General features: G+C 41.3%; 14 protein-coding genes and 1 riboswitch. Of the genes, 9 read left to right on the forward strand and 5 right to left on the reverse strand.

Annotated features, from left to right (window positions below):
• Positions 1-43: 43 nt before the first annotated feature.
• From rapA to thiB, 5 genes are all read right to left on the reverse strand, one after another.
• Positions 44-2950, reverse strand: a complete 2907-nt coding sequence (gene rapA, locus SC428_RS06335; RefSeq protein ID WP_070928842.1) for an RNA polymerase-associated protein RapA — start codon at positions 2948-2950, stop codon at positions 44-46.
• A 394-nt stretch (positions 2951-3344) separates the two neighbouring features.
• The gene (locus tag SC428_RS06340) at positions 3345-5696 is read right to left on the reverse strand and encodes a DNA polymerase II (RefSeq protein WP_318706408.1); all 2352 of its coding nucleotides are present in this window, start codon (positions 5694-5696) and stop codon (positions 3345-3347) included.
• Positions 5697-5747: 51 nt separating this feature from the next.
• Positions 5748-6455, reverse strand: coding sequence for a thiamine ABC transporter ATP-binding protein ThiQ (thiQ, locus tag SC428_RS06345; protein ID WP_318706410.1), 708 nt, complete (start codon positions 6453-6455; stop codon positions 5748-5750).
• Positions 6448-8052 (reverse strand): thiamine/thiamine pyrophosphate ABC transporter permease ThiP, encoded by a 1605-nt coding sequence (thiP, locus tag SC428_RS06350; protein ID WP_318706412.1) that lies wholly within the window; start codon positions 8050-8052, stop codon positions 6448-6450. The genes thiQ and thiP overlap by 8 nt, the downstream gene beginning before the upstream one ends.
• On the reverse strand, positions 8028-9032 hold the full coding sequence (gene thiB / locus SC428_RS06355) for a thiamine ABC transporter substrate binding subunit (RefSeq protein ID WP_070928838.1): 1005 nt from the start codon (positions 9030-9032) through the stop codon (positions 8028-8030). Before thiB ends, thiP begins: the two co-directional genes overlap by 25 nt.
• A 60-nt stretch (positions 9033-9092) precedes the next feature.
• Positions 9093-9211, reverse strand: a riboswitch (TPP riboswitch).
• Between the two features lie 113 nt (positions 9212-9324).
• Between thiB and rppH the strand changes: the two genes are divergently transcribed.
• From rppH to recC, 9 genes are all read left to right on the forward strand, one after another.
• Positions 9325-9858, forward strand: a complete 534-nt coding sequence (gene rppH, locus SC428_RS06360; RefSeq protein WP_140180429.1) for an RNA pyrophosphohydrolase — start codon at positions 9325-9327, stop codon at positions 9856-9858.
• Between the two features lie 4 nt (positions 9859-9862).
• Positions 9863-12109: a phosphoenolpyruvate--protein phosphotransferase gene (ptsP, locus tag SC428_RS06365; RefSeq protein WP_283126023.1), complete on the forward strand. Its 2247-nt coding sequence runs from the start codon at positions 9863-9865 to the stop codon at positions 12107-12109.
• Between the two features lie 217 nt (positions 12110-12326).
• Positions 12327-13226, forward strand: coding sequence for a prolipoprotein diacylglyceryl transferase (lgt, locus tag SC428_RS06370; RefSeq protein ID WP_140180433.1), 900 nt, complete (start codon positions 12327-12329; stop codon positions 13224-13226).
• Between the two features lie 68 nt (positions 13227-13294).
• Positions 13295-14146 carry a thymidylate synthase gene (locus tag SC428_RS06375; RefSeq protein WP_140180435.1) on the forward strand — a complete coding sequence of 284 codons (852 nt, stop codon included), beginning with the start codon at positions 13295-13297 and terminating at the stop codon, positions 14144-14146.
• A 250-nt stretch (positions 14147-14396) separates the two neighbouring features.
• A complete protein-coding gene (locus tag SC428_RS06380) occupies positions 14397-14882 on the forward strand; it encodes a prepilin-type N-terminal cleavage/methylation domain-containing protein (RefSeq protein WP_318706418.1) in 486 nt (161 codons plus the stop codon).
• A gap of 9 nt (positions 14883-14891) precedes the next feature.
• Positions 14892-15479 carry a prepilin peptidase-dependent protein gene (locus SC428_RS06385; RefSeq protein ID WP_140180439.1) on the forward strand — a complete coding sequence of 196 codons (588 nt, stop codon included), beginning with the start codon at positions 14892-14894 and terminating at the stop codon, positions 15477-15479.
• The gene (locus SC428_RS06390; RefSeq protein ID WP_318706421.1) at positions 15476-15922 is read left to right on the forward strand and encodes a DUF2509 family protein; all 447 of its coding nucleotides are present in this window, start codon (positions 15476-15478) and stop codon (positions 15920-15922) included. Before SC428_RS06385 ends, SC428_RS06390 begins: the two co-directional genes overlap by 4 nt.
• Positions 15919-16296, forward strand: coding sequence for a prepilin-type N-terminal cleavage/methylation domain-containing protein (locus tag SC428_RS06395; RefSeq protein WP_140180443.1), 378 nt, complete (start codon positions 15919-15921; stop codon positions 16294-16296). The genes SC428_RS06390 and SC428_RS06395 overlap by 4 nt, the downstream gene beginning before the upstream one ends.
• Entirely contained in the window at positions 16274-19648 is a 3375-nt protein-coding gene (gene recC, locus SC428_RS06400) for an exodeoxyribonuclease V subunit gamma (RefSeq protein WP_070928831.1), read from the forward strand. The genes SC428_RS06395 and recC overlap by 23 nt, the downstream gene beginning before the upstream one ends.
• Positions 19649-19663: the final 15 nt, after the last annotated feature.

The raw sequence follows: 19663 nt of genomic DNA on the forward strand, positions 1-19663 counted from the left end.
GGGAGAAATAAACAACAATTTTAAGCCAATTAAAACAGTTTGACTATTGGTGAGTGACAACCACAAGGCGAATGGCATCAAGGCGCCATGTTGCTTGCTCAATATTAGTCAGTAATTGTTTGCGCTCTTCTTCGATCACATCCAGTTCTTCATCACGAATATTTGGGTTTACTGCTTTCAGTGCTTCTAATCGTGATAATTCAAGCGTGAGTGCCTTATCTGCCGCTTCTTTAGCGTTAGCAATCAAGATATCGGCTTCTTTCTGTACCATAGGTTCAGAAAGTTTTAGCACTGAGTGAACTTCGTTTTGTACTGCATTCACTAGCTTGCTCGCCATATGACGGTTGATCGCATTAAGCTGACGGTTAAAGCTTTCGAACTCAACTTGTGAAGAAAGATTATTACCTTTCAAATCGATTAATAAACGAATTGGGGTTGCAGGTAAGAAACGACTAATTTGTAAGTTCTTAGGTGCTTGAGCCTCAAGAACATAAACCAATTCAGTCAGTAAGGTACCAACGGGTAATGCTTTATTTTTCAACAAGGAAACTGCACAGCTACCCGTATCACCTGATAACACTAAATCCAAACCATTACGTATGATAGGGTGTTCCCAACTAATGAATTGGGTGTCTTCACGGGATAACGCCTGCTCACGATCGAAAGTAATGGTGCAGCCATCTTGGGGTAGACCTGGAAAATCAGGAACTAACATGTGATCAGATGGTGTTAAAATAAGCAGGTTATCGCTCTTATCTTCCTGATTAATACCAACAATATCAAACAAGTTGAGTGCAAAGTTGACCAGTTCTGTATCGTTATCTTCAGCGCCAATCGTTTCAGCTAATTGAACGCCTGATTCACCACCATTAGAGTGCATTTCAAGCAGTCGGTCACGACCTTGTTCAAGCTGTGCTTTCAATGCTTCATGCTCTTCACGACAAGTTTTCAAAAACTCTTCAAAACCATCCGTTACCGTAGGCTCTGCCATATATTGCAGAAGCTGTTGGTAATATTTGTCATAAATGGTGCGTCCGGTTGGGCAAGTATGCTCAAAAGCATCTAGACCTTCATGATACCAACGCAATAGTACTGCTTGTGCGGTATGTTCTAAGTAAGGGACGCTCAGTACGATATCGCGTGTTTGACCAATACGGTCAAGTCGACCAATTCGTTGTTCTAGCAAGTCCGGATTGAACGGTAAATCAAACATAACTAGCTGGTTAGCAAACTGGAAGTTACGTCCTTCAGAACCAATTTCAGAGCAAAGTAGTACTTGTGCGCCATCTTCTTGAGATGCGAAGTAAGCTGCTGCACGGTCACGTTCTAAGAGTGATAAACCTTCATGGAATACTGCCGCACGGATCCCTTCACGTTCACGCAGTACTTGCTCTAGTTGTAGTGCAGTCGCAGCTTTTGCGCAGATCACCAACACTTTTTCGTTACGATTGGCCATTAAGTAGCCCATAAGCCACTCAACACGAGGATCAAAGTTCCACCAAGTGGCGTTTTCACCTTCGAATTCTTGATAAATTTGCTCTGGATAAAGCAGTTCTTTCGCACGCGTTTCGAGATCTTTTTTCGTCCCCATAATACCCGCGACTTTAATTGCCGTTTGGTATTGGGTTGGCAAAGGCATTTTCAGTGAATGCAATTCACGATGTGGGAAGCCTTTAACGCCATTACGAGTATTCCTAAATAGTAGGCGGCTAGTACCGTGCCTATCCATTAGCATACTGATCAACTCTTGACGGGCAGCGATACCATCTTCACTTTCAACATTTGCAGCTTTCAGTAATGGTTCAATATCCTGTTCTTTAATCAAATCATTGAGTAAGTTTTGCTGGTCGTTAGTCAGTTTATTACCCGAGAGTAATAATGATACTGCATCGGCAATAGGGCGGTAGTTTGATTGCTCATCAAGAAATTCTTGATAATCGTGAAAACGATTAGGATCAAGTAGGCGCAAACGTGCAAAATGGCTTTCTTGTCCAAGTTGTTCAGGTGTTGCGGTTAACAATAGAACAGATGGTACACTTTCAGCCAAGGTTTCAATAACTTGATATTCACGGCTAGGGGCGGCTTCACTCCATTGTAAATGGTGAGCCTCATCGACAACCATCATGTCCCAACCCGCTTCGACGAGTTGGTCAAAACGTTGTTTGTTGCGGCGAACAAAATCTAAAGAGCACAGTACCAGTTGCTCAGTTTCAAATGGATTGTCGCTATCGTGTAGTGCTTCGCTGTAGCGACTATCGTCAAACAGTGAGAAACGCAAATTAAAGCGGCGTAGCATTTCAACGAGCCATTGATGCTGTAAGCTTTCAGGAACAATGATTAATACGCGCTCCGCACGACCCGCCATCAGTTGTTGATGGATAATCATACCTGCTTCGATAGTTTTTCCTAAACCGACCTCATCCGCCAGTAGCACCCGAGGGTGATGACGCTTGCCGACTTCGTTGGCAATGTGCAATTGGTGAGGAATTAAACTAGCACGAATGCCTCGTAAACCTGTTGCCTGATGCTTGACTTGTTCGCTTTGGAATTTACGTGCGCGATAACGTAGTGCAAAGCGATCCATGCGGTCAATTTGACCGGCAAATAAGCGATCTTGTGGCTTATTGAAGGTTAGTTTGCTATCGAGAAAGACCTCTCTCAGATTAACATCCTGCTCTTGTGTATCGAGGCGCGTACCACAATAAGTGAGTAATCCGTTATCTTCATTAACGCTCTCGACTTGTAGCTGCCAGCCTTCATGGCTTGTAATGGTATCACCTTCGTTAAACATCACACGGGTGATGGGGGCATCATTGCGTGAGTAAAGTCGGTTTTCACCACTGGCGGGAAAAAGTAAAGTCACCATTCGGGCATCAATAGCCACAACGGCGCCTAATCCGAGTTCGCTTTCTGTATCGCTGATCCAGCGCTGACCAAGAGTAAATGGCATAGGTTTAACTCAGTTCCATAATTTTGATAGTTTATTTTTAGACTGTTGCAGGCAAATCATTTCATTGCCTTCACCCTGTGTTGGAAAATAAGAGTGTTAATTTTTGTCGTTGCCGGAGTGACAACGATTACTCAGTATCCCGCAGATTTTGTGCAGTAAAGAAGTGCGAGATATCAAAGGGGCGATATATTAATTCAAGCGAGGCTTATCGTCACCTGTTAAAAAAACAACAACACATAAGGAATTCTATTATTTTTGTAGGATCATCGAATATGTTGTTTTCTTTGATATCAACAATAGATAAATCCAATCACTGTTTATTATAACACCTGACTCGCAACTCACTATTGTAGCAAAAAATCGCACAAAATTTAAGCCTAGTTGATCATCATTATCAAAATAATAAAGTAATTTGCCCAGTTAACAGCGTATCAAAATCTTCTTGTAAAAAAGGTAAAATAGCATCAGCAATTGGCTTTATTTGTTTCAAAATATAATGTTCGTAATCCGGAGTTTCGGTAATAATCTCTAGTGGCTCGGGCCCTGCAAGTGTGATGATATAGCTTATCCAACCGCCATTTTGATACTGCTGAGGGCGCTGTTGCTTTAAATTGTACTCATCTGCTTGGCGAGCGGCTCTGACATGTGGGGGCACATTGCGTTGATAGTCCGATAGCTTACGGCGTAAGCGTTTACGATAAACAAGGCGGTCGTCATATTCACCGTTACGAATGGATTGGACATATTCACGAATAAATTCACGGTATGGTTGACGATGAAAAATTCGTGTATACAGCTCTTTTTGAAAGTACTGTGCAAGTGGTGTCCAATCAGAGCGGATAGTTTCTAAGCCGCGAAATACCATTTTTTCACCGCTGAGCCCTGCATAGCGCTTTTTACTGCCAGATTCTGAACCACGGATTGTTGGCATTAAAAAACGCCGATAGTGGGTTTCAAATTCGAGTTCTAACACACCTTCTAGTTGCCATTCGTCTTGTAAATGCTGTTTCCACCAATTATTCACATAATCACGTAGTTCGAAGCCAATTTTTTGAGCTTGTTCCTCACTGTGCGCTTCTTTTAGCCACACAAATGTTGAATCGGTATCGCCATAAATCACTTGATAACCTTGAGACTCAATCAGCTCTTTAGTGATTTTCATGATTTCATGACCACGCATCGTAATTGATGCAGTAAGACGAGGATCAAAAAAGCGGCACCCTTCAGCCCCCAGTACACCAGCAAAAGCGTTCATAATAATTTTTAATGCCTGCGAGAGCGGGGCATTATTTTCTTTTTTGGCTTTATCACGGCCTTGCCAGATATGGCTGACAATATCTGGCAAGCAGTGCACTGTGCGCGAAAACCATGCATTGCGAAAACCTGAAACAGAGTGTTGTTTTTCCGGGTGGGCTAGTCCTTCGATCATCCCTGCGGGATCAATTAAAAATGTGCGAATAATTGAGGGATACAAACTTTTATAGTCGAGCACCAGTACAGAGTCATATAAACCGGGTTGCGAATCCATTACAAAACCACCTGGGTTATGCTGTAATTTTTGCTCTGTAAGGTTTGGAGCGACAAAACCTAAACGATGTAACCGAGGTATATATAAGTGTGAAAACGCCGCGACTGAGCCTCCCATGCGATCGACAACTAGCCCCGTTACGGTAGCACGCTCTTGCAGGAAAGCCATCAAATCGGTTTTTTCAAAAATGCGATGGACTAAAATACAGTCCTGAATATTGTAATGAGCAAGTGCGGGTTTATCGTATTGAAAGCGGAGATTGATCTCATCCATGCGATCATAAGGGCTATCAATGGCTTTGCCTTCACCTAATAAAGTTTGGGCAACAGCTTCAAGGCTAAAAGAAGGGAAATTCCACGTGGCGGCTTTTAACGCATCAATGCCATCAATAATCAAACGACCTTCGGCAGACGCGAAAAATACCCCTTGTTTGAAACCATGTTCACGCCATTCTAATTTTTTACCTTGGCGACCAAATAATAGAGGTATGCCATAACGCTCCGCATGTTTCTGTAGCACATTTAAGTCGAACTGGATCAAATTCCAACCAATAATTGCATCGGGATCATATTGCTGTATCCATTGATTAAGTTTATCCAGCAATTGTGGTCGACTACTGACATAAATTAAACGATGCGCATCGGTGAGCGCTGGCCCTTGCTCAGGCCCCAACATAAATACGACATCATCACCACAGCCAGATAAGCCTATTGAATATAATTCGCCATGTTGGCTAGTTTCGATATCTAAAGAGACCGCTTTAATCGTTGGACGATAATTTTCACATGGTTTGAGTAGATATTCCCCTTGTTGATTACGTGAAAACCAAACGGGCGCAGTAATAAAGCGCTCCATAAGATAACGTTCACATGGGCGAATATCAGTTTCAAGTAATGAGATACCCAACTCTAGGCAATTTTTATCTAAATTCTGGAGCTGTCGATATTGTGGGCTATAAATCGCATAAACTTTTTCACGTTGAAAATCTCTTAACTCAATAGGCCGATAAGCCATATTAGCTTGCCCATCAAGTAAATGTTTGACTTTTGGTAATAACGATTGAGGGATAAACGCAACGGCTTGTTGATAGGGAACAGTGACTTTACGTGGGCCATTATCTGTGATCAGCCAATAACTGACTTCAACGCCTTGGCGAGTATCTCTCCAATGGCGGCTAATAATGAAGCCTTTTTCAGCGGGGGACATAAATTGGGGCATAGCTGGCTCGCATAAAAATCAACGAACCTACTATACGACAGAGGTGGGAATTTATACAGTATTTTTTGTGATGCCAAGTAACTCAGCAGCGAGGCTATCTCCCCGTAATAATTCCTGAGTACTACCGTCGTAGGCTATAGTGCCATCAGCAATTACCAGTGTTCTCGGTGCTATTTGTAAGGCATCTTCAATGTTATGAGATACCATCACTAAGGTGATGTTTTTTGTTTGGCAAATGTCATCAAGCAGTAATAGCATTTCATTGCGTAAAGCCGGATCGAGAGCAGAAAAAGGCTCATCAAGTAGTAAAATAGGCTGCTGGCGGATCAAGCAGCGCGCTAAAGCTGCACGTTGTCGTTGTCCTCCTGAGAGCTGAGCTGGGAGCCTATCAAGAAATTCATAAAGGCTAACTTGAGCTGCGATCAATTCAACTTGCTGCATTTGTGAATTAGTTAAGCGTAAGCCTGGATGCAAACCTAACCCAATATTTTGCCTAACGGTTAAATGAGTGAATAGGTTGTTTTCCTGAAATAGCATTGATACAGGGCGTTTCGCGGGAGGGGTAAAGGTATGATCAGTTTCATTTAAATAAATAGAGCCACTTCTGGCAAATTGGAAACCGCTGATTAAACTGAGCAAAGTACTTTTTCCTGCGCCGCTTGGTCCCATAACGGCAACGCGTTCACCTGCCTGAATAGCAAAATCAAATCGCATGTTTAGGTTGTCATACTGATAATCCAGTTTATTTAATTTAATCATGCTGTTTTCCTGATATGCGCTCAAGTAGGCTGAATAAGCCAAAACATAATAAAAGAAGCACCATCGCAGTGACGGCTCCATCATTGGTTCGATAGGCACCAATTTGCTGGTAAAGGTAATAAGGCAGCGTGCGGAAGTCGTCATTACCAAATAAAGCGACTACGCCAAAATCACCAATGGAAATCACACAAGCAAAAGCAAGAGCTTGGGCGAGTGGTTTCTTCAATGCTTTTAATTCAATGATCCGCAGCCGATTTAGCCCACTGATGGCGAGTGAGTGGCACAGTGGGTTATAGCGTTCTGCCAGATCTCGCATTGGGTTTTCGAGTACTTTTAATGCATAAGGAATCGCAAGTAATGCGTTGGTCATGATCACTAATGCATAAGGGGATTCTGGAATACCGATTGTTTCATTAAACAGAATAAAAAAGCCAGTCGCAAGCACGATACCGGGCATAGCTAAAATGAGCAATCCACTCAATTCCATCGCTTGCCCTAGTTTAATCGCTCTACGTAAGCGTAATTCACGGCTACTCCATAACAGCATCATCGTGAGGAATACACATAATGTACCTGCGCAAATAGCAATAAATAGCGAAGTGGAAGCGGCTTGCCACAATGCAGATTGACTGAGTACCTCAAATAAGCGTCCATTTAGGCCATCTAAAATAATAGCCAGTAAAGGTGGAATTAAGAGTAATACAGCTGCGCTGATAATGATGGCATCACGGATACGGCGAAAATAGTTATCAGCCGGATCGTACCAATGATTATGTTGGCTGTGACCAATTGAAAATAAGCTATTGATTTTTTGGCTGAAGAACATTAAACCGACACAGAAAAAGAGTTGGATCAAGGCTAAAATGGCAGCTCTACCGAGATCAAAATCATAGTTGAGAGCCTGATAAATGGCTAATTCTATCGTCGTAGCCGCTGGGCCACCGCCTAAAGCCAACACGGTTGCAAAGCTTGCAAAACACAACATAAAAATCAGTGATGCGGTTGGTAGCATTTGCCGACGTAAATAAGGCCACTCTAAAATGCGAAATTGCTGCCACTCATTAAATCCTAACTGAGCTGCAATTTGTCGTTGTTCAATAGAAATATTTTCTAGCGATTGTAAAAGCATGCGTGTTGCTAATGGCATATTAAAAAATATGTGTGCAAGCAATATACCTTTGAGACCATAGGGAGTGAACTGATATTCTAATCCAAGCAAATGATACAGCTGAGCCAGCCAACCCGTTTTACCATAAACAGATAAAATGCCAAATACTGCCACTAAAACGGGTAATACCAAGGTCATGGCGCAAAGACGTAATAATAATGTTCGTCCAACAAAACGCCGCCGAAATAGCGCCCGAGCCAGTAGAATAGTGGGTAAAACTGAGAATACAGCAGATAAAAAAGCCTGCCAAAAAGTAAAGCCAATGACATGCCATAAGTAGCTATCACTGATTACATCGCTGATGGATATTTCAGGTGAAAAAACACACAACGCACCAAAAGCAAGCAATGCAACTGTGATTAGCAAACCGGAGGCTAATGCCCCCGGGATCAGTGATTTATTCATTATCGACTGACAGCGGATTGCCATAGACGAACCCATGCCTGACGGTGTTCAGCAACTTCTTTCGCACTAAATTGTAACGATTTTTGAGGGATAGGTAGTGAGTTATACACCTCTGGAAGTGGTGTATCGATCACAGGATACATCCAGTTAGTCGTTGGTAAGGTACTTTGGAAATCAGGGGTTAACATAAATTGTAAAAACTGTTTGGCGAGCTCAGGTTGATTGCTGTTTTTTAATCGTGCTGCAACTTCCACCTGCATATAATGTCCTTCCTCAAACAAAGCGGCTGCATAGTTGTCTTTGTTATCGTTTAACATTTGATAGCCCGGAGAGGAGGTGTAGCTAAGAACAAAATCCCCTTCGCCTTTTAAAAATAAGCCATATGCTTCACTCCAACCTTTAGTCACAGTTAACGTTTTATTCGCCATTTTTTTCCAAGCATCCGCAGATTGGTCACCATAAAGTTTTTCAATCCACAATAGGAGGCCAAGCCCTGGAGTACTGGTTCTTGGGTCTTGATAAATGATTTTCCACGGTTGGTCGCTATTTAATAGCTCATTCATGCTTTTTGGGGGCGTTGTGATCTTACTTGTGTCGTAGATAAAAGCAAAATAGCCATAGTCATAAGGGATAAAAGTTGCATTATTCCATTCGATTGGCAGCTTCATGGCTTGCGTATTGATATCGGCAGGAGCGAATAGCCCCGTACTTTCAGCAGAATCAATGAGGTTATTATCGAGCCCTAGTACGACATCGGCCTTACTTTTTTTCCCTTCCATACGCAGACGGTTAAGTAAGGCAACACCATCACCCAGTGAAACCAATTTTAGTTCACAGTCACATTGCGCTTCGAAATTCTGTTTAATTTGTGGGCCTGGACCCCATTCAGCAGCAAAAGAATCATAAGTGTAAACAGTCAGTGTTGGCTTTTCTGCCCAAGCAAGATGAGTAAAGCTAACGGCCGTTAAGGTAATTAATGCGCTAAAGAATGATTTTTTAAACATTTTTATTCCTGCGTTAGAGTAAAAGCTACACAGGATTTGAGAGGGCACCATGGCGATAAACATGGATGATAGCTCAAATCCCTACGCCGGTATTGCCCGGATCAGGTTCTACGGGTGAGTTCTCAGCCTATACTCGTCATACTCTGAGCATAATAATTTCGGCACCCCGTTGAGACAGTCGCTATTGTAGTGTCTTTACGCATATCTGCAAACTCTATTGATATAGGTTTACCAGTTAGGGTATGTGTGAAACAATTAGCCATCTTTCAAATTTGGTTATTGAGGTAGTCTGGTGATCGATGATGATGGCTACCGCCCGAATGTAGGAATTGTAATTTGTAATCGGCAAGGGCAGGTTTTATGGGCTCGCCGCTATGGTCAACATTCATGGCAGTTTCCACAAGGGGGAATTAACCCCGGTGAATCGCCAGAACAGGCTATGTACCGAGAGTTGTACGAGGAAGTAGGCCTACAACGTAAAGATGTTAGGTTGTTAGCTTCAACGCGCAATTGGCTGCGTTACAAATTACCCAAGCGTTTGGTGCGTTGGGACACAAAACCTGTTTGTATCGGGCAGAAACAGCGTTGGTTTTTACTACAGCTGCAATGCAATGAAGCCGATATAAACGTTCAGCGCAGTAAATCGCCAGAGTTTGACGGCTGGCGATGGGTGAGTTATTGGTATCCCGTAAGGCAAGTGGTGTCTTTCAAACGAGAAGTATATCGCCGAGTAATGAAAGAGTTTGCACCTGTTGTGATGCCTCTACAGGAACAAAAAACGGCACAAAGACCTGCGTTTAATCACCGTAGGCGCGGGGCAAGGTAAGATCATGTTGACGCGTCTACGTGAGATTGTTGAAAAAGTCGCGATGGCGACAAGTTTAACTGAAGCGTTGGAAGTTTTAGTAAACGAAACATGTAATGCGATGCAAACTGATGTTTGTTCAATTTACTTAGCTGATCATTCACGTCAGTGTTACTACTTAATGGCAACCCGCGGGTTGAAAAAACCTAGCGGGATTGCTATTCGTCTTGGATTTGATGAAGGGGTTGTTGGTGCTGTTGGCCGCCAATCTGAAATGCTCAACCTCGCCGATATCCGCGAGCATCCTGAATTTAAATATCTCCCTCAACTCAAAGAAGACCGGTTAAAAGCTTTTCTCGGTGTGCCGATTGTTTACCGTCGTCAACTATTGGGTGTATTGGTGGTTCAACAACATGAACGTCGTTTCTTCAATGAAACCGAAGAGTCGTTTATGGTGACATTGTCAATGCAACTGGCGGTTATATTGTCTCAAGCTCAAGCGAAGGGGATTTTTGGCCAGTATCGACAAAGTCGTCTGAAAGCACTTCCTGTTTCTCAAGGCATCGTGATGGCTTATGGGTGGCAGGATAGTTCACAGCCCTCCTTTGAAAGTATTTGTGAAGCGACGGCACTCGACCAAAACATAGAAAAACAGCGCCTTATCGCAGCGATTGAAAATGCTGCTTCAGAATGCCGACGTCTTAGTAAGCGTTTTATTGCTAACTCGCAGAAAGAAAGCGCAGCAATTTTCGACCTCTATAATCATTTGCTTCATGACCCACAATTAAAAAAACGATTATTTGATGCTATTGAACAAGGAGCCGTGGCTGAATGGGCCGTTAAAACGGTCATAGAGGATTATGTAGAACAATTTTCTCGTTTACATGATTTGTATTTGAGAGAGAGAGGTGCCGATCTCCGTGCTTTGGGACAACGTTTATTATTTCATTTAGATGATAGTTTGACATCGGTTGATCAGTGGCCTGAGCATTTTATTTTAGTTGCCGATGAGCTAAGTGCTAGCGTCTTGGCAGACATGCCTCTTGAGCAGCTTGTTGGCGTGATAGTACGTGATGGTGCAACACACTCACATTCAGCGATTTTAATTAGAGCGATGGGGATCCCCGCCATTATGGGGGCAGATATTGACCCTTCATTGCTCCATAATCGTTTTTTGATCCTCGATGGTTATCGTGGTGAAGTATTCATTGAACCTGAAAACATAATCGCCCAAGAGTATAAGCAAATCATTGCTGAGGAAAATGTTCTCAGTCAGCTAGCTGAAGGAGCGTTAGAGCAAGACGTTACTTTGAAAAATGGTGAACCTGTTCACATTCATCTTAACGCAGGATTAAGTCCTCGCTATGAGCAACAAATTAATGTGGCTGTAGATGGTGTGGGACTATATCGCACAGAACTGCCTTTTATGCTACATAATGGCTTTCCATCGGAAGATGAACAAAAACAGTTATATCAAGAGATACTACAGCTATTTATTGATAAACCTGTCGTGCTGAGAACATTAGATATTGGTGCTGATAAGCAATTGCCTTATATGCCTATTAGTGAAGAAAATCCCTGCCTAGGTTGGCGCGGGATCCGTGTAATGTTAGACCAGCCTGAAATTTTCTTGATCCAACTTAGAGCCATGCTACATGCGAATATTGAGACGCAAAATCTACGCATCTTATTGCCGATGATCACCAGTATTAATGAGGTGGATGAAGCGCTCAGATTAATTAAGCGCGCAAATGAAGAGGTGAGTTTGGCTACAGGCAAAACGCTGGTAATGCCGAAAATCGGGGTAATGTTTGAAGTTCCTTCTTTGCTGTTCCTCCTTCCTGAATTAAAAAAACGTATAGATTTTATTTCAATTGGTACCAATGATTTAACTCAGTACTTGTTAGCCGTTGATCGAAATAATACCCATGTTGCCGCTATTTACGATAATTTACACCCATCAATGCTGAGATTTTTGGCTAAAGTTAATGAAGAGTGTGATCGCCTCGGTTTACCTGTAAGCGTATGTGGTGAAATGGCAGGACAACCTCTAGGGGTAATGGCGCTAATAGCCCTTGGCTACCGGTCTTTAAGCATGAGTGGAAGAAGTGTTCCTCGAGTGAAATACCTGATCCGTGGCCTACATGCGGGTAAAGTTGAACAATTGGTTCCCGAAATCTTAGCGGCGGAAACGAGCAATAATATCCGGCAAATAATTAGCTTATTTTTGGAAAAAAATGGGCTTGGTGGCTTTGTTCGGGGTGGGATCTAATCAGTCTTACTTTCTCTTCGCATGAGCTATGTTATTATGCGCAATCTGACAGTTAATAAACTATTCTATTTGTTAACTGCGGTTAAGGTTTGTGTGATAAGCAAAGAAAATCCATTGCCTGATTTTCGGCTGATGATATGAAACGGGGAAACCACGCTTTTATCCCACTTCGTCAGTAACCTAAATGATTTTTGATTAACAAATAAAGTGGGGAACGATGAGTAACAGCTACTTAGCATTTCCGGAAATTGATCCCGTAATGTTCTCAATTGGGCCAGTATCACTGCACTGGTATGGCTTCATGTATCTTGTAGGGTTTGTTTTTGCTTTATGGCTAGCGGGCCGCCGCGCAAGCAAACCGAATAGTGGTTGGACAAAAAATGAAGTTGAGAATTTACTCTATATTGGCTTTGTAGGTGTTTTTGTAGGAGGACGATTGGGTTACGTTTTCTTCTATAACCTTCCAGTCTTTCTTGATGATCCACTTTATTTATTTAAGGTTTGGGATGGAGGAATGTCCTTCCATGGCGGCTTGATTGGTGTGATCTGTGCGATGGTATGGTTTGCTCATCGTACTCGCCGCCGCTTCTTACAAGTCTCTGATTTTGTTGCTCCGCTAATTCCTTTTGGCCTAGGTATGGGGCGCATTGGTAACTTTATTAATGGTGAGCTATGGGGGCGTGTAACATTAGATACACCATGGGCATTTTTATTCCCTCATTCACGTAGTGAAGACATTCAACTTGCAGCACAAGATCCGTCGTTATTGCCTACGCTAGAGCAATATGGCGTACTTCCGCGTCATCCATCGCAGCTTTATGAGATGTTTTTAGAAGGAATTGTATTGTTCCTGATCCTCAATTTATTTGTGCGTAAACCGCGCCCAATGGGCAGCGTTTCCGGCCTGTTCCTGATTGGTTATGGCGCATTCCGAATTATTGTTGAGTTCTTTAGACAACCTGATGCTCAACTCGGTTTATTTGGTGGTATTAGCATGGGCCAAATACTATCTATCCCTATGATTATTATTGGTATTCTAATGATTATGTGGGCCTATAAATATGGTAAAAATATCCCTGCTCATAAACCGGATAATAAAGCACAGCCAAGTAAGTAAATGAACATAATAAGGTGGCAGTGGTGAATGTTTGATACTGCTGCCGCTTATAGCGCAAGAGAATGACTATGAAGCAGTATTTAGAATTATGCCAACGTATCATCAATGAAGGCCAATGGATTGAAAATAAGCGTACAGGCGTGCGCTGCTTAACCGTCATTAATGCAGATCTTGAATATGATGTGGCAAATAACCAATTTCCATTAATCACCACCCGAAAAAGTTTTTACAAAGCTGCAATAGCAGAGCTACTGGGTTACCTACGCGGTTATGATAATGCAGCTCAATTCCGTGAAATCGGCTGTAATACATGGAATGCAAATGCGAATGACAATCAAGCTTGGCTGAATAACCCACACCGTAAAGGTGAAGATGATATGGGGCGCGTTTATGGTGTCCAAGGGCGCTCATGGCAGCGGCCTGATGGTACGCATCTCGATCAGCTTAAAAAAGTGGTTAATAACTTAAAAAATGGTATTGATGACCGCGCTGAAATCATTACGTTTTATAATCCAGGTGAATTTGAAATGGGATGCTTACGGCCTTGTATGCATACTCATACTTTTTCACTGCTCGGTGATACTCTGCACTTAACCTCCTATCAACGTAGTTGCGATGTACCACTTGGATTGAATTTTAACCAAGTACAATGTTTCGTGTTACTCGCTTTGATGGCGCGGATTACGGGTCATCAACCGGGTAAGGCGTATCATAAAATTGTGAATGCACATATTTATGAAAACCAATTACCACTGATGCGCGATGTTCAGTTAAAACGCGAGCCTTTTGCTTTACCATCATTAACGATAAACCCTCAAATTAAAACGTTAGAAGATCTGGAAACATGGGTAACCACCGATGATTTTTCTCTTGAAGGTTATCAATGTCATGAAGCGATTAAATACCCATTTACGGTATAACGTTTAATCTTCTCTTAGAAGGCCAAGGTCATACTGTACCTTGGCTTTTTTATCGTTTTTTTAACCACTACGTTATCTTTTTCCCCGCATATTTTAGCTTTTTGCGAGCCTACTCCGAAAACACGACTGATTATGTGTAAATCTTGCATCTGTTTGCGAAACGTTACGCAACACTCTTCTTTTTTTCTATTTTAATTCGATTTTGCTGACATTATCAGGCGCATATTTTACGAACAGGCGGTGGCTATAGATGGGCGGACAAACTCAAGAACAGGAAAAAGGATTTACGCTGATCGAAATATTGGTTGTGATATTTATATGCTCATTGGTTTTATTACCTGCTTTATATGGTTGGCAGCAACAGCAACAACGCACCCGTTTAATTGACGCTGCAAGGCAAGTTGCCGTATTCATTTACAGTCATTTAATGGAAAGCATTTACTTAAATCAACATCGTATCTTATTAATTAATAATGCTCAGGGTGATTGGGCGGTCACTATCAAAGATTCTGTGACTAACCAACAGATTGCGATATTGTCATCGGCGAAATTTAACAATATCGGCATGAAATCAGCAACTCGTACATCCGTTGACCTTTATGGAAAACAAGGAACTAGTCAGGCTTTTCGCATTGAGCTGATCAACGATTTTGGGCAAATGACTGTATTTATGTCCGCAGCAGGCCGGATAAGAGGTTGCAGTAATAAAAAAATCATTGGCGTTCCCCGCTGTTAGGGCTTACAGATGAATGTCAGCCATCAAAAAGGGTTTTCGTTAATAGAAACACTAGTCGCTATGTCGATCAGTAGCTTGGTATGTATTGCTGCAATCTCTGTTTTTCCAACATTAATTAAGCAAGTACATCAATCATATATTCAATATCAAATTGATAGAGATGCTCGTCAGGTGCTAATTAATATGGAGAAGGATCTCCGGCGTATCGGTTATTGTAGCCGTGTTTCTTGCCAAGGTGAGGCGATTAAAATTGATGCTAAATTTTTGAGTCGATACCCTAACTCATGCATTATTTTTGCTTATGACCAGAATTTGTCAGGAACATGGCGGCCAGTTCGAGGTAGGAATAAAGAATCTGATTTTTTTGGCTATCGCCTGAATGACAAAAAATTAGAATCAAATCGAAATGTTATGGATTGTGATGGTAACCGTTGGCAATCTTTATTTGATCCTCTAATGATTAAAGTCTCTTCATTAAAATTTGTATGGCATGAAGTTCAGTCGTTGCTGGAAATATATTTAGTTATTGAAACACCGTATTTACCAAACAAAGCCTTTCATTATCGTAGCGCTGTTTTGCTAAGGAATTTACGATGAAGCATCGTATTTTTCAGCAGCAGGGAAACATTGCGTTAGTGATGGTCGTGGTATTGATGACAACAGCGCTACTGTTATTAAAAGCATTACATTTTTATCAAGAAAACGCCCGCAACGAATTTTTAAAGGAAAAAAAATATGTTGAAGCATTTAATCAAGCAGAGTCAGCGCTGTCATGGGGGCTTCAACAATCCTGGACTTTGCAAACATTTAGCCGCCAAAAATGGCAATGCCAGAGAGCATCAGAGCACTCATGGGAAAGCTGCCTTAAACATTATAAAGGTTCTCAATTTATTCTCTCTGGTAAAGGAAAATATAGGGGGCAATATGATGTTACGCTTTATCGCTGGGTTTCTCCTATTTCAGGTACACAGAAAGTGCGAAGCCAAATAAAAGGTTGGCTTGATTACTGTCCAGTTGATAAAAAGGGATTTTGCCAATGAATGATAAGCTGGAAGAGCAGCGTGGTTTTGCAATCATAGAGTCAATGCTTGCTGTAGTGATTTTTGCTATGCTGCTAGTCGCTCTGTTAAACTACACTCAACATATTACCTTGAATTTCAATTGGATATTTAGTAGCTCAGTTGCAGTAAGGGAGCTACAAAGTCGTTTAGAGCAGGAAGCGGCGAAGATGGCGTTAATACCAAATGACCCATCATTTATTTATCCTAATTGGCAGATAAACTTACAGTCACTTATGGTGTCTGATAGTTGCACAAGTACAACCGTCAGTTTATTAAGTACTCAGCAAGATTTTTCGCTAAACCGTTGGTTTTGCAGAACAGGAGATAGTCATGTTTCAGGTTTATCATTCTAATCAATTAGAGCTATTAAAGGAGTTAATTGCTCATTTAATGGAAAATGAACCACTTTCTCATCCGTTCGAGCAAGAAATCGTTTTAGTACAAAGTCCGGGTATGTCCCAATGGTTACAAATAGAGTTAGCAAAGCGCTTTGGGATAGCTGCGAATATTTATTATCCTCTACCAGCAACTTTTATTTGGGATATGTTTCGTCGTGTGCTCCCCGATATACCGAAAGAGAGCGCTTATACCAAGCAAGCTATGGCTTGGAAACTGATGAAAATATTACCTGAAGTCATTGATGAAGAAGAATTTGAGCCGTTACGGCATTACTTACAGAATGATTCAGATAAGCGAAAGTTACACCAGCTAGCGGGACGAGTCGCAGATTTATTTGACCAATATTTAGTTTATCGACCTCAGTGGATAGAAAAATGGCAGCAGAATGAATTAGTCGAGGGGTTAAGCTCAAATCAATTATGGCAAAGACGATTATGGCTGAAGTTGGTTGATTATACTCAAACTCTTGAGCAGTCACCATGGCACCGAGCGAATCTTTATCAGCAGTTTATTGCCAAGCTACAAGGTGAGCAGGATTTAAAAAATGTATTACCAAAGCGTATTTTTATTTGCGGGATTTCATCTTTACCGCCTGTTTACCTGCAAGCCCTAAAAGCAATTGCAGAGCATACTGATATTCACCTGATGTTTACTAACCCATGTCGCTATTACTGGGGAGATATTTACAGCCACTCTTTTCTTGCCAAATTACAGAAAAGAAAATTGAAGCATTATATTGATAAGCATGAAATATCACGTTTTAGAATTGATGGGAATGTTGAAAGGTTATTCAACGATGAAGGTGAACAAGAACTCGCTAACCCATTGCTTGCGTCATGGGGAAAATTAGGGCGGGATAATCTGTATTTTATCTCACAGATTGATAATGCGAATGAAATATCAGCATTTGTTGATACAAATCGTCGCAACCTACTAGAGAATTTACAACAGGATATTTTAGATCTTGAAAATCATGCTCAATTCGGAACTACACTACAAGATTACCTCACGAGTAACAACAAACGTAGGTTAGCTTTATCCGATCAATCCGTGACTTTTCATTCGTGCCATAGTGCACAAAGGGAAGTCGAAGTTTTGCAAGATCAATTATTGTCATTGTTTGAGCATGACCCAACGCTTACACCTAGAGATGTTATTGTCATGGTGTCAGATATCGACAGTTATACACCATTCATTCAAGCCGTTTTTGGCAATACGGCATCTGGGCGCTATATCCCTTTTTCCATTTCAGATAGAAAGGCATTACAAGCCCATCCTATTTTACAAGCATTTATTTTATTACTTGACCTTCCGCAAAGCCGTTTTTCAACTGAACAAGTACTTACATTACTTGAGGTGTCTGCGTTTGCCGCTCATTTTAATATTGATGAAAGTGAATTAAGTTTATTACGTCGATGGGTTAATGAGTCAGGGATCCGTTGGGGTTTAGATGATGATAATGTGCGTGCTTTGGCACTGCCCGTAATCGGGCAAAATACATGGCAATTTGGGTTGAGCCGTATGCTATTAGGCTATGCAATGGATAGTCGATATGGCCCTTGGCATAATGTTTTACCTTATGATGAAAGTAGTGGGTTAGCTGCTCAGTTAGCAGGTAAGCTCGCATTATTAGTCAATACATTAAAAGAGTGGCGAACATTACTAGAAGTTGAGAGAAATCTTGAAGAGTGGAAAGCGATTTGCCAGCAGCTACTTCATAGCTTTTTTAAAGTTGATGGCGATACAGAGTTAGTGCTTACTCTTGTTACAGAGCAATGGCATAGGATTATCGAAAATGCCTTAAGCTCTGGTTATGATGAAAAAGTCCCTTTACGTTTGATCCGTGATGAACTAGCTGTATGTTTTGACGATGAAAAGATAAGTCAGCGTTTTCTAGCTGGTGCTGTGAATTTTTGTACCTTAATGCCAATGCGTTCGGTACCTTTCAAAGTCGTCTGTTTGTTAGGGATGAATGATGGTATATACCCCCGTAGTATTCCACCACTAGGCTTTGATTTAATGGCAGAGAAGCCTGCCAGAGGGGATCGAAAGCGCCGAGATGATGATCGTTACCTATTCTTAGAAGCATTGAATTCAGCAGCGAAGCAACTTTATGTTAGCTATATTGGTCTATCTATACAGGATAACCAAACCTGTAACCCATCTGTGCTAGTGACTGAGCTTTTGGATTATATTTGCCAAAGTTTTTGTTTACAGGGGGATGAGGAACTTAACATTGATGAGAGTGCGATGAGATTAAAAAAACATCTTGTCACACAGCACAACCGTGTGCCTTTTGCCAAAGAAAACTTCATTGCCGATTCTATAAATCAGAGTTTTGCAAGTGAGTGGTTACCAGCCGCGCAAACTGTATTTCAAGGGAACAAACCTTTTATATCTCAGCTTAATGAACGTGAAATCATCACTGAGCTTTCAGTTGAACAACTATTGCGTTTTTATCGTCATCCAATAAGAGCTTTTTTTCAACAACGTTTGAAAGTTCATTTCGCCATTGAAGAAACAGAACTGCCAGAGGATGAGCCTTTTATTTTAGATAGATTACAGCGCTATAAAATTAATGAGCGTGTATTAGCTTTATTAGTTAAAGATGAAGATCCAGTTCAGCTTTATCAATCACTGAGAGCCTCTGGGCAGTTACCTGCTAAGCAATTTGGGCAGCTGTTTTGGGAGCAACAAATGAATAATATTATGCCATTGGCTGAAAAGGTTAAGGAGCAAAATATTCAACCGTTTGACCATGTGATTGATACTGATATCAATGGCATCAAATTAACAGGAGTATTAAGAAATGTGCATGAAAACGGGGTATTACGTTATCGGCCTGCTTATTTGACAGCAAATGATGGTATTCAACTGTGGATAGAACATCTGTTGTTTAATTTTACGATCGGTGAAGGTGATAGTATTGCACTAGGTCGTGATAACAGTACGTGGCATTTTTCTAGTGTAAAGCAAGAAAATGCTAAGAATTATTTAGAACAGCTTATAACGGGTTACTGTAATGGCCTAAATAGCCCATTGTTATTGTTAAATCAAAGTGGTTGGAATTGGTTATCAGCTTGTTTTGATAAAAAAACGCAACAATATGATTTTGTTTCTGAAGATGTACAACAAAAAGCATTATCAGTACTAGTGCAAAGCCTCCAAGGTTCATCCATGAAAAGAGGGGAGATGGAGGATGATTATGTGTTACGAGTTTGTAGAAATATTGACCAAAACTTAATTCAGTCGCTGTTGGAAAATACTCAGCGTTATCTTCTGCCGATGGCAGAATATCTAAAATAAAAAAAGGGGTGCATT

Source organism: Providencia sp. 2023EL-00965 (assembly GCF_033550225.1).
Taxonomy (GTDB): domain Bacteria; phylum Pseudomonadota; class Gammaproteobacteria; order Enterobacterales; family Enterobacteriaceae; genus Providencia; species Providencia manganoxydans.

Excerpts from the sequence above, each read along its gene's own strand:
- rapA (WP_070928842.1), bottom strand. The coding sequence starts at position 2,950 with ATGCCATTTACTCTTGGTCAGCGCTGGATCAGCGATACAGAAAGCGAA.
- SC428_RS06340 (WP_318706408.1), bottom strand. The coding sequence starts at position 5,696 with ATGCCCCAATTTATGTCCCCCGCTGAAAAAGGCTTCATTATTAGCCGC.
- thiQ (WP_318706410.1), bottom strand. The coding sequence starts at position 6,455 with ATGATTAAATTAAATAAACTGGATTATCAGTATGACAACCTAAACATG.
- thiP (WP_318706412.1), bottom strand. The coding sequence starts at position 8,052 with ATGGCAATCCGCTGTCAGTCGATAATGAATAAATCACTGATCCCGGGG.
- thiB (WP_070928838.1), bottom strand. The coding sequence starts at position 9,032 with ATGTTTAAAAAATCATTCTTTAGCGCATTAATTACCTTAACGGCCGTT.
- ptsP (WP_283126023.1), top strand. The coding sequence starts at position 9,863 with ATGTTGACGCGTCTACGTGAGATTGTTGAAAAAGTCGCGATGGCGACA.
- lgt (WP_140180433.1), top strand. The coding sequence starts at position 12,327 with ATGAGTAACAGCTACTTAGCATTTCCGGAAATTGATCCCGTAATGTTC.
- SC428_RS06375 (WP_140180435.1), top strand. The coding sequence starts at position 13,295 with ATGAAGCAGTATTTAGAATTATGCCAACGTATCATCAATGAAGGCCAA.
- SC428_RS06380 (WP_318706418.1), top strand. The coding sequence starts at position 14,397 with ATGGGCGGACAAACTCAAGAACAGGAAAAAGGATTTACGCTGATCGAA.
- SC428_RS06385 (WP_140180439.1), top strand. The coding sequence starts at position 14,892 with ATGAATGTCAGCCATCAAAAAGGGTTTTCGTTAATAGAAACACTAGTC.
- SC428_RS06390 (WP_318706421.1), top strand. The coding sequence starts at position 15,476 with ATGAAGCATCGTATTTTTCAGCAGCAGGGAAACATTGCGTTAGTGATG.
- SC428_RS06395 (WP_140180443.1), top strand. The coding sequence starts at position 15,919 with ATGAATGATAAGCTGGAAGAGCAGCGTGGTTTTGCAATCATAGAGTCA.
- recC (WP_070928831.1), top strand. The coding sequence starts at position 16,274 with ATGTTTCAGGTTTATCATTCTAATCAATTAGAGCTATTAAAGGAGTTA.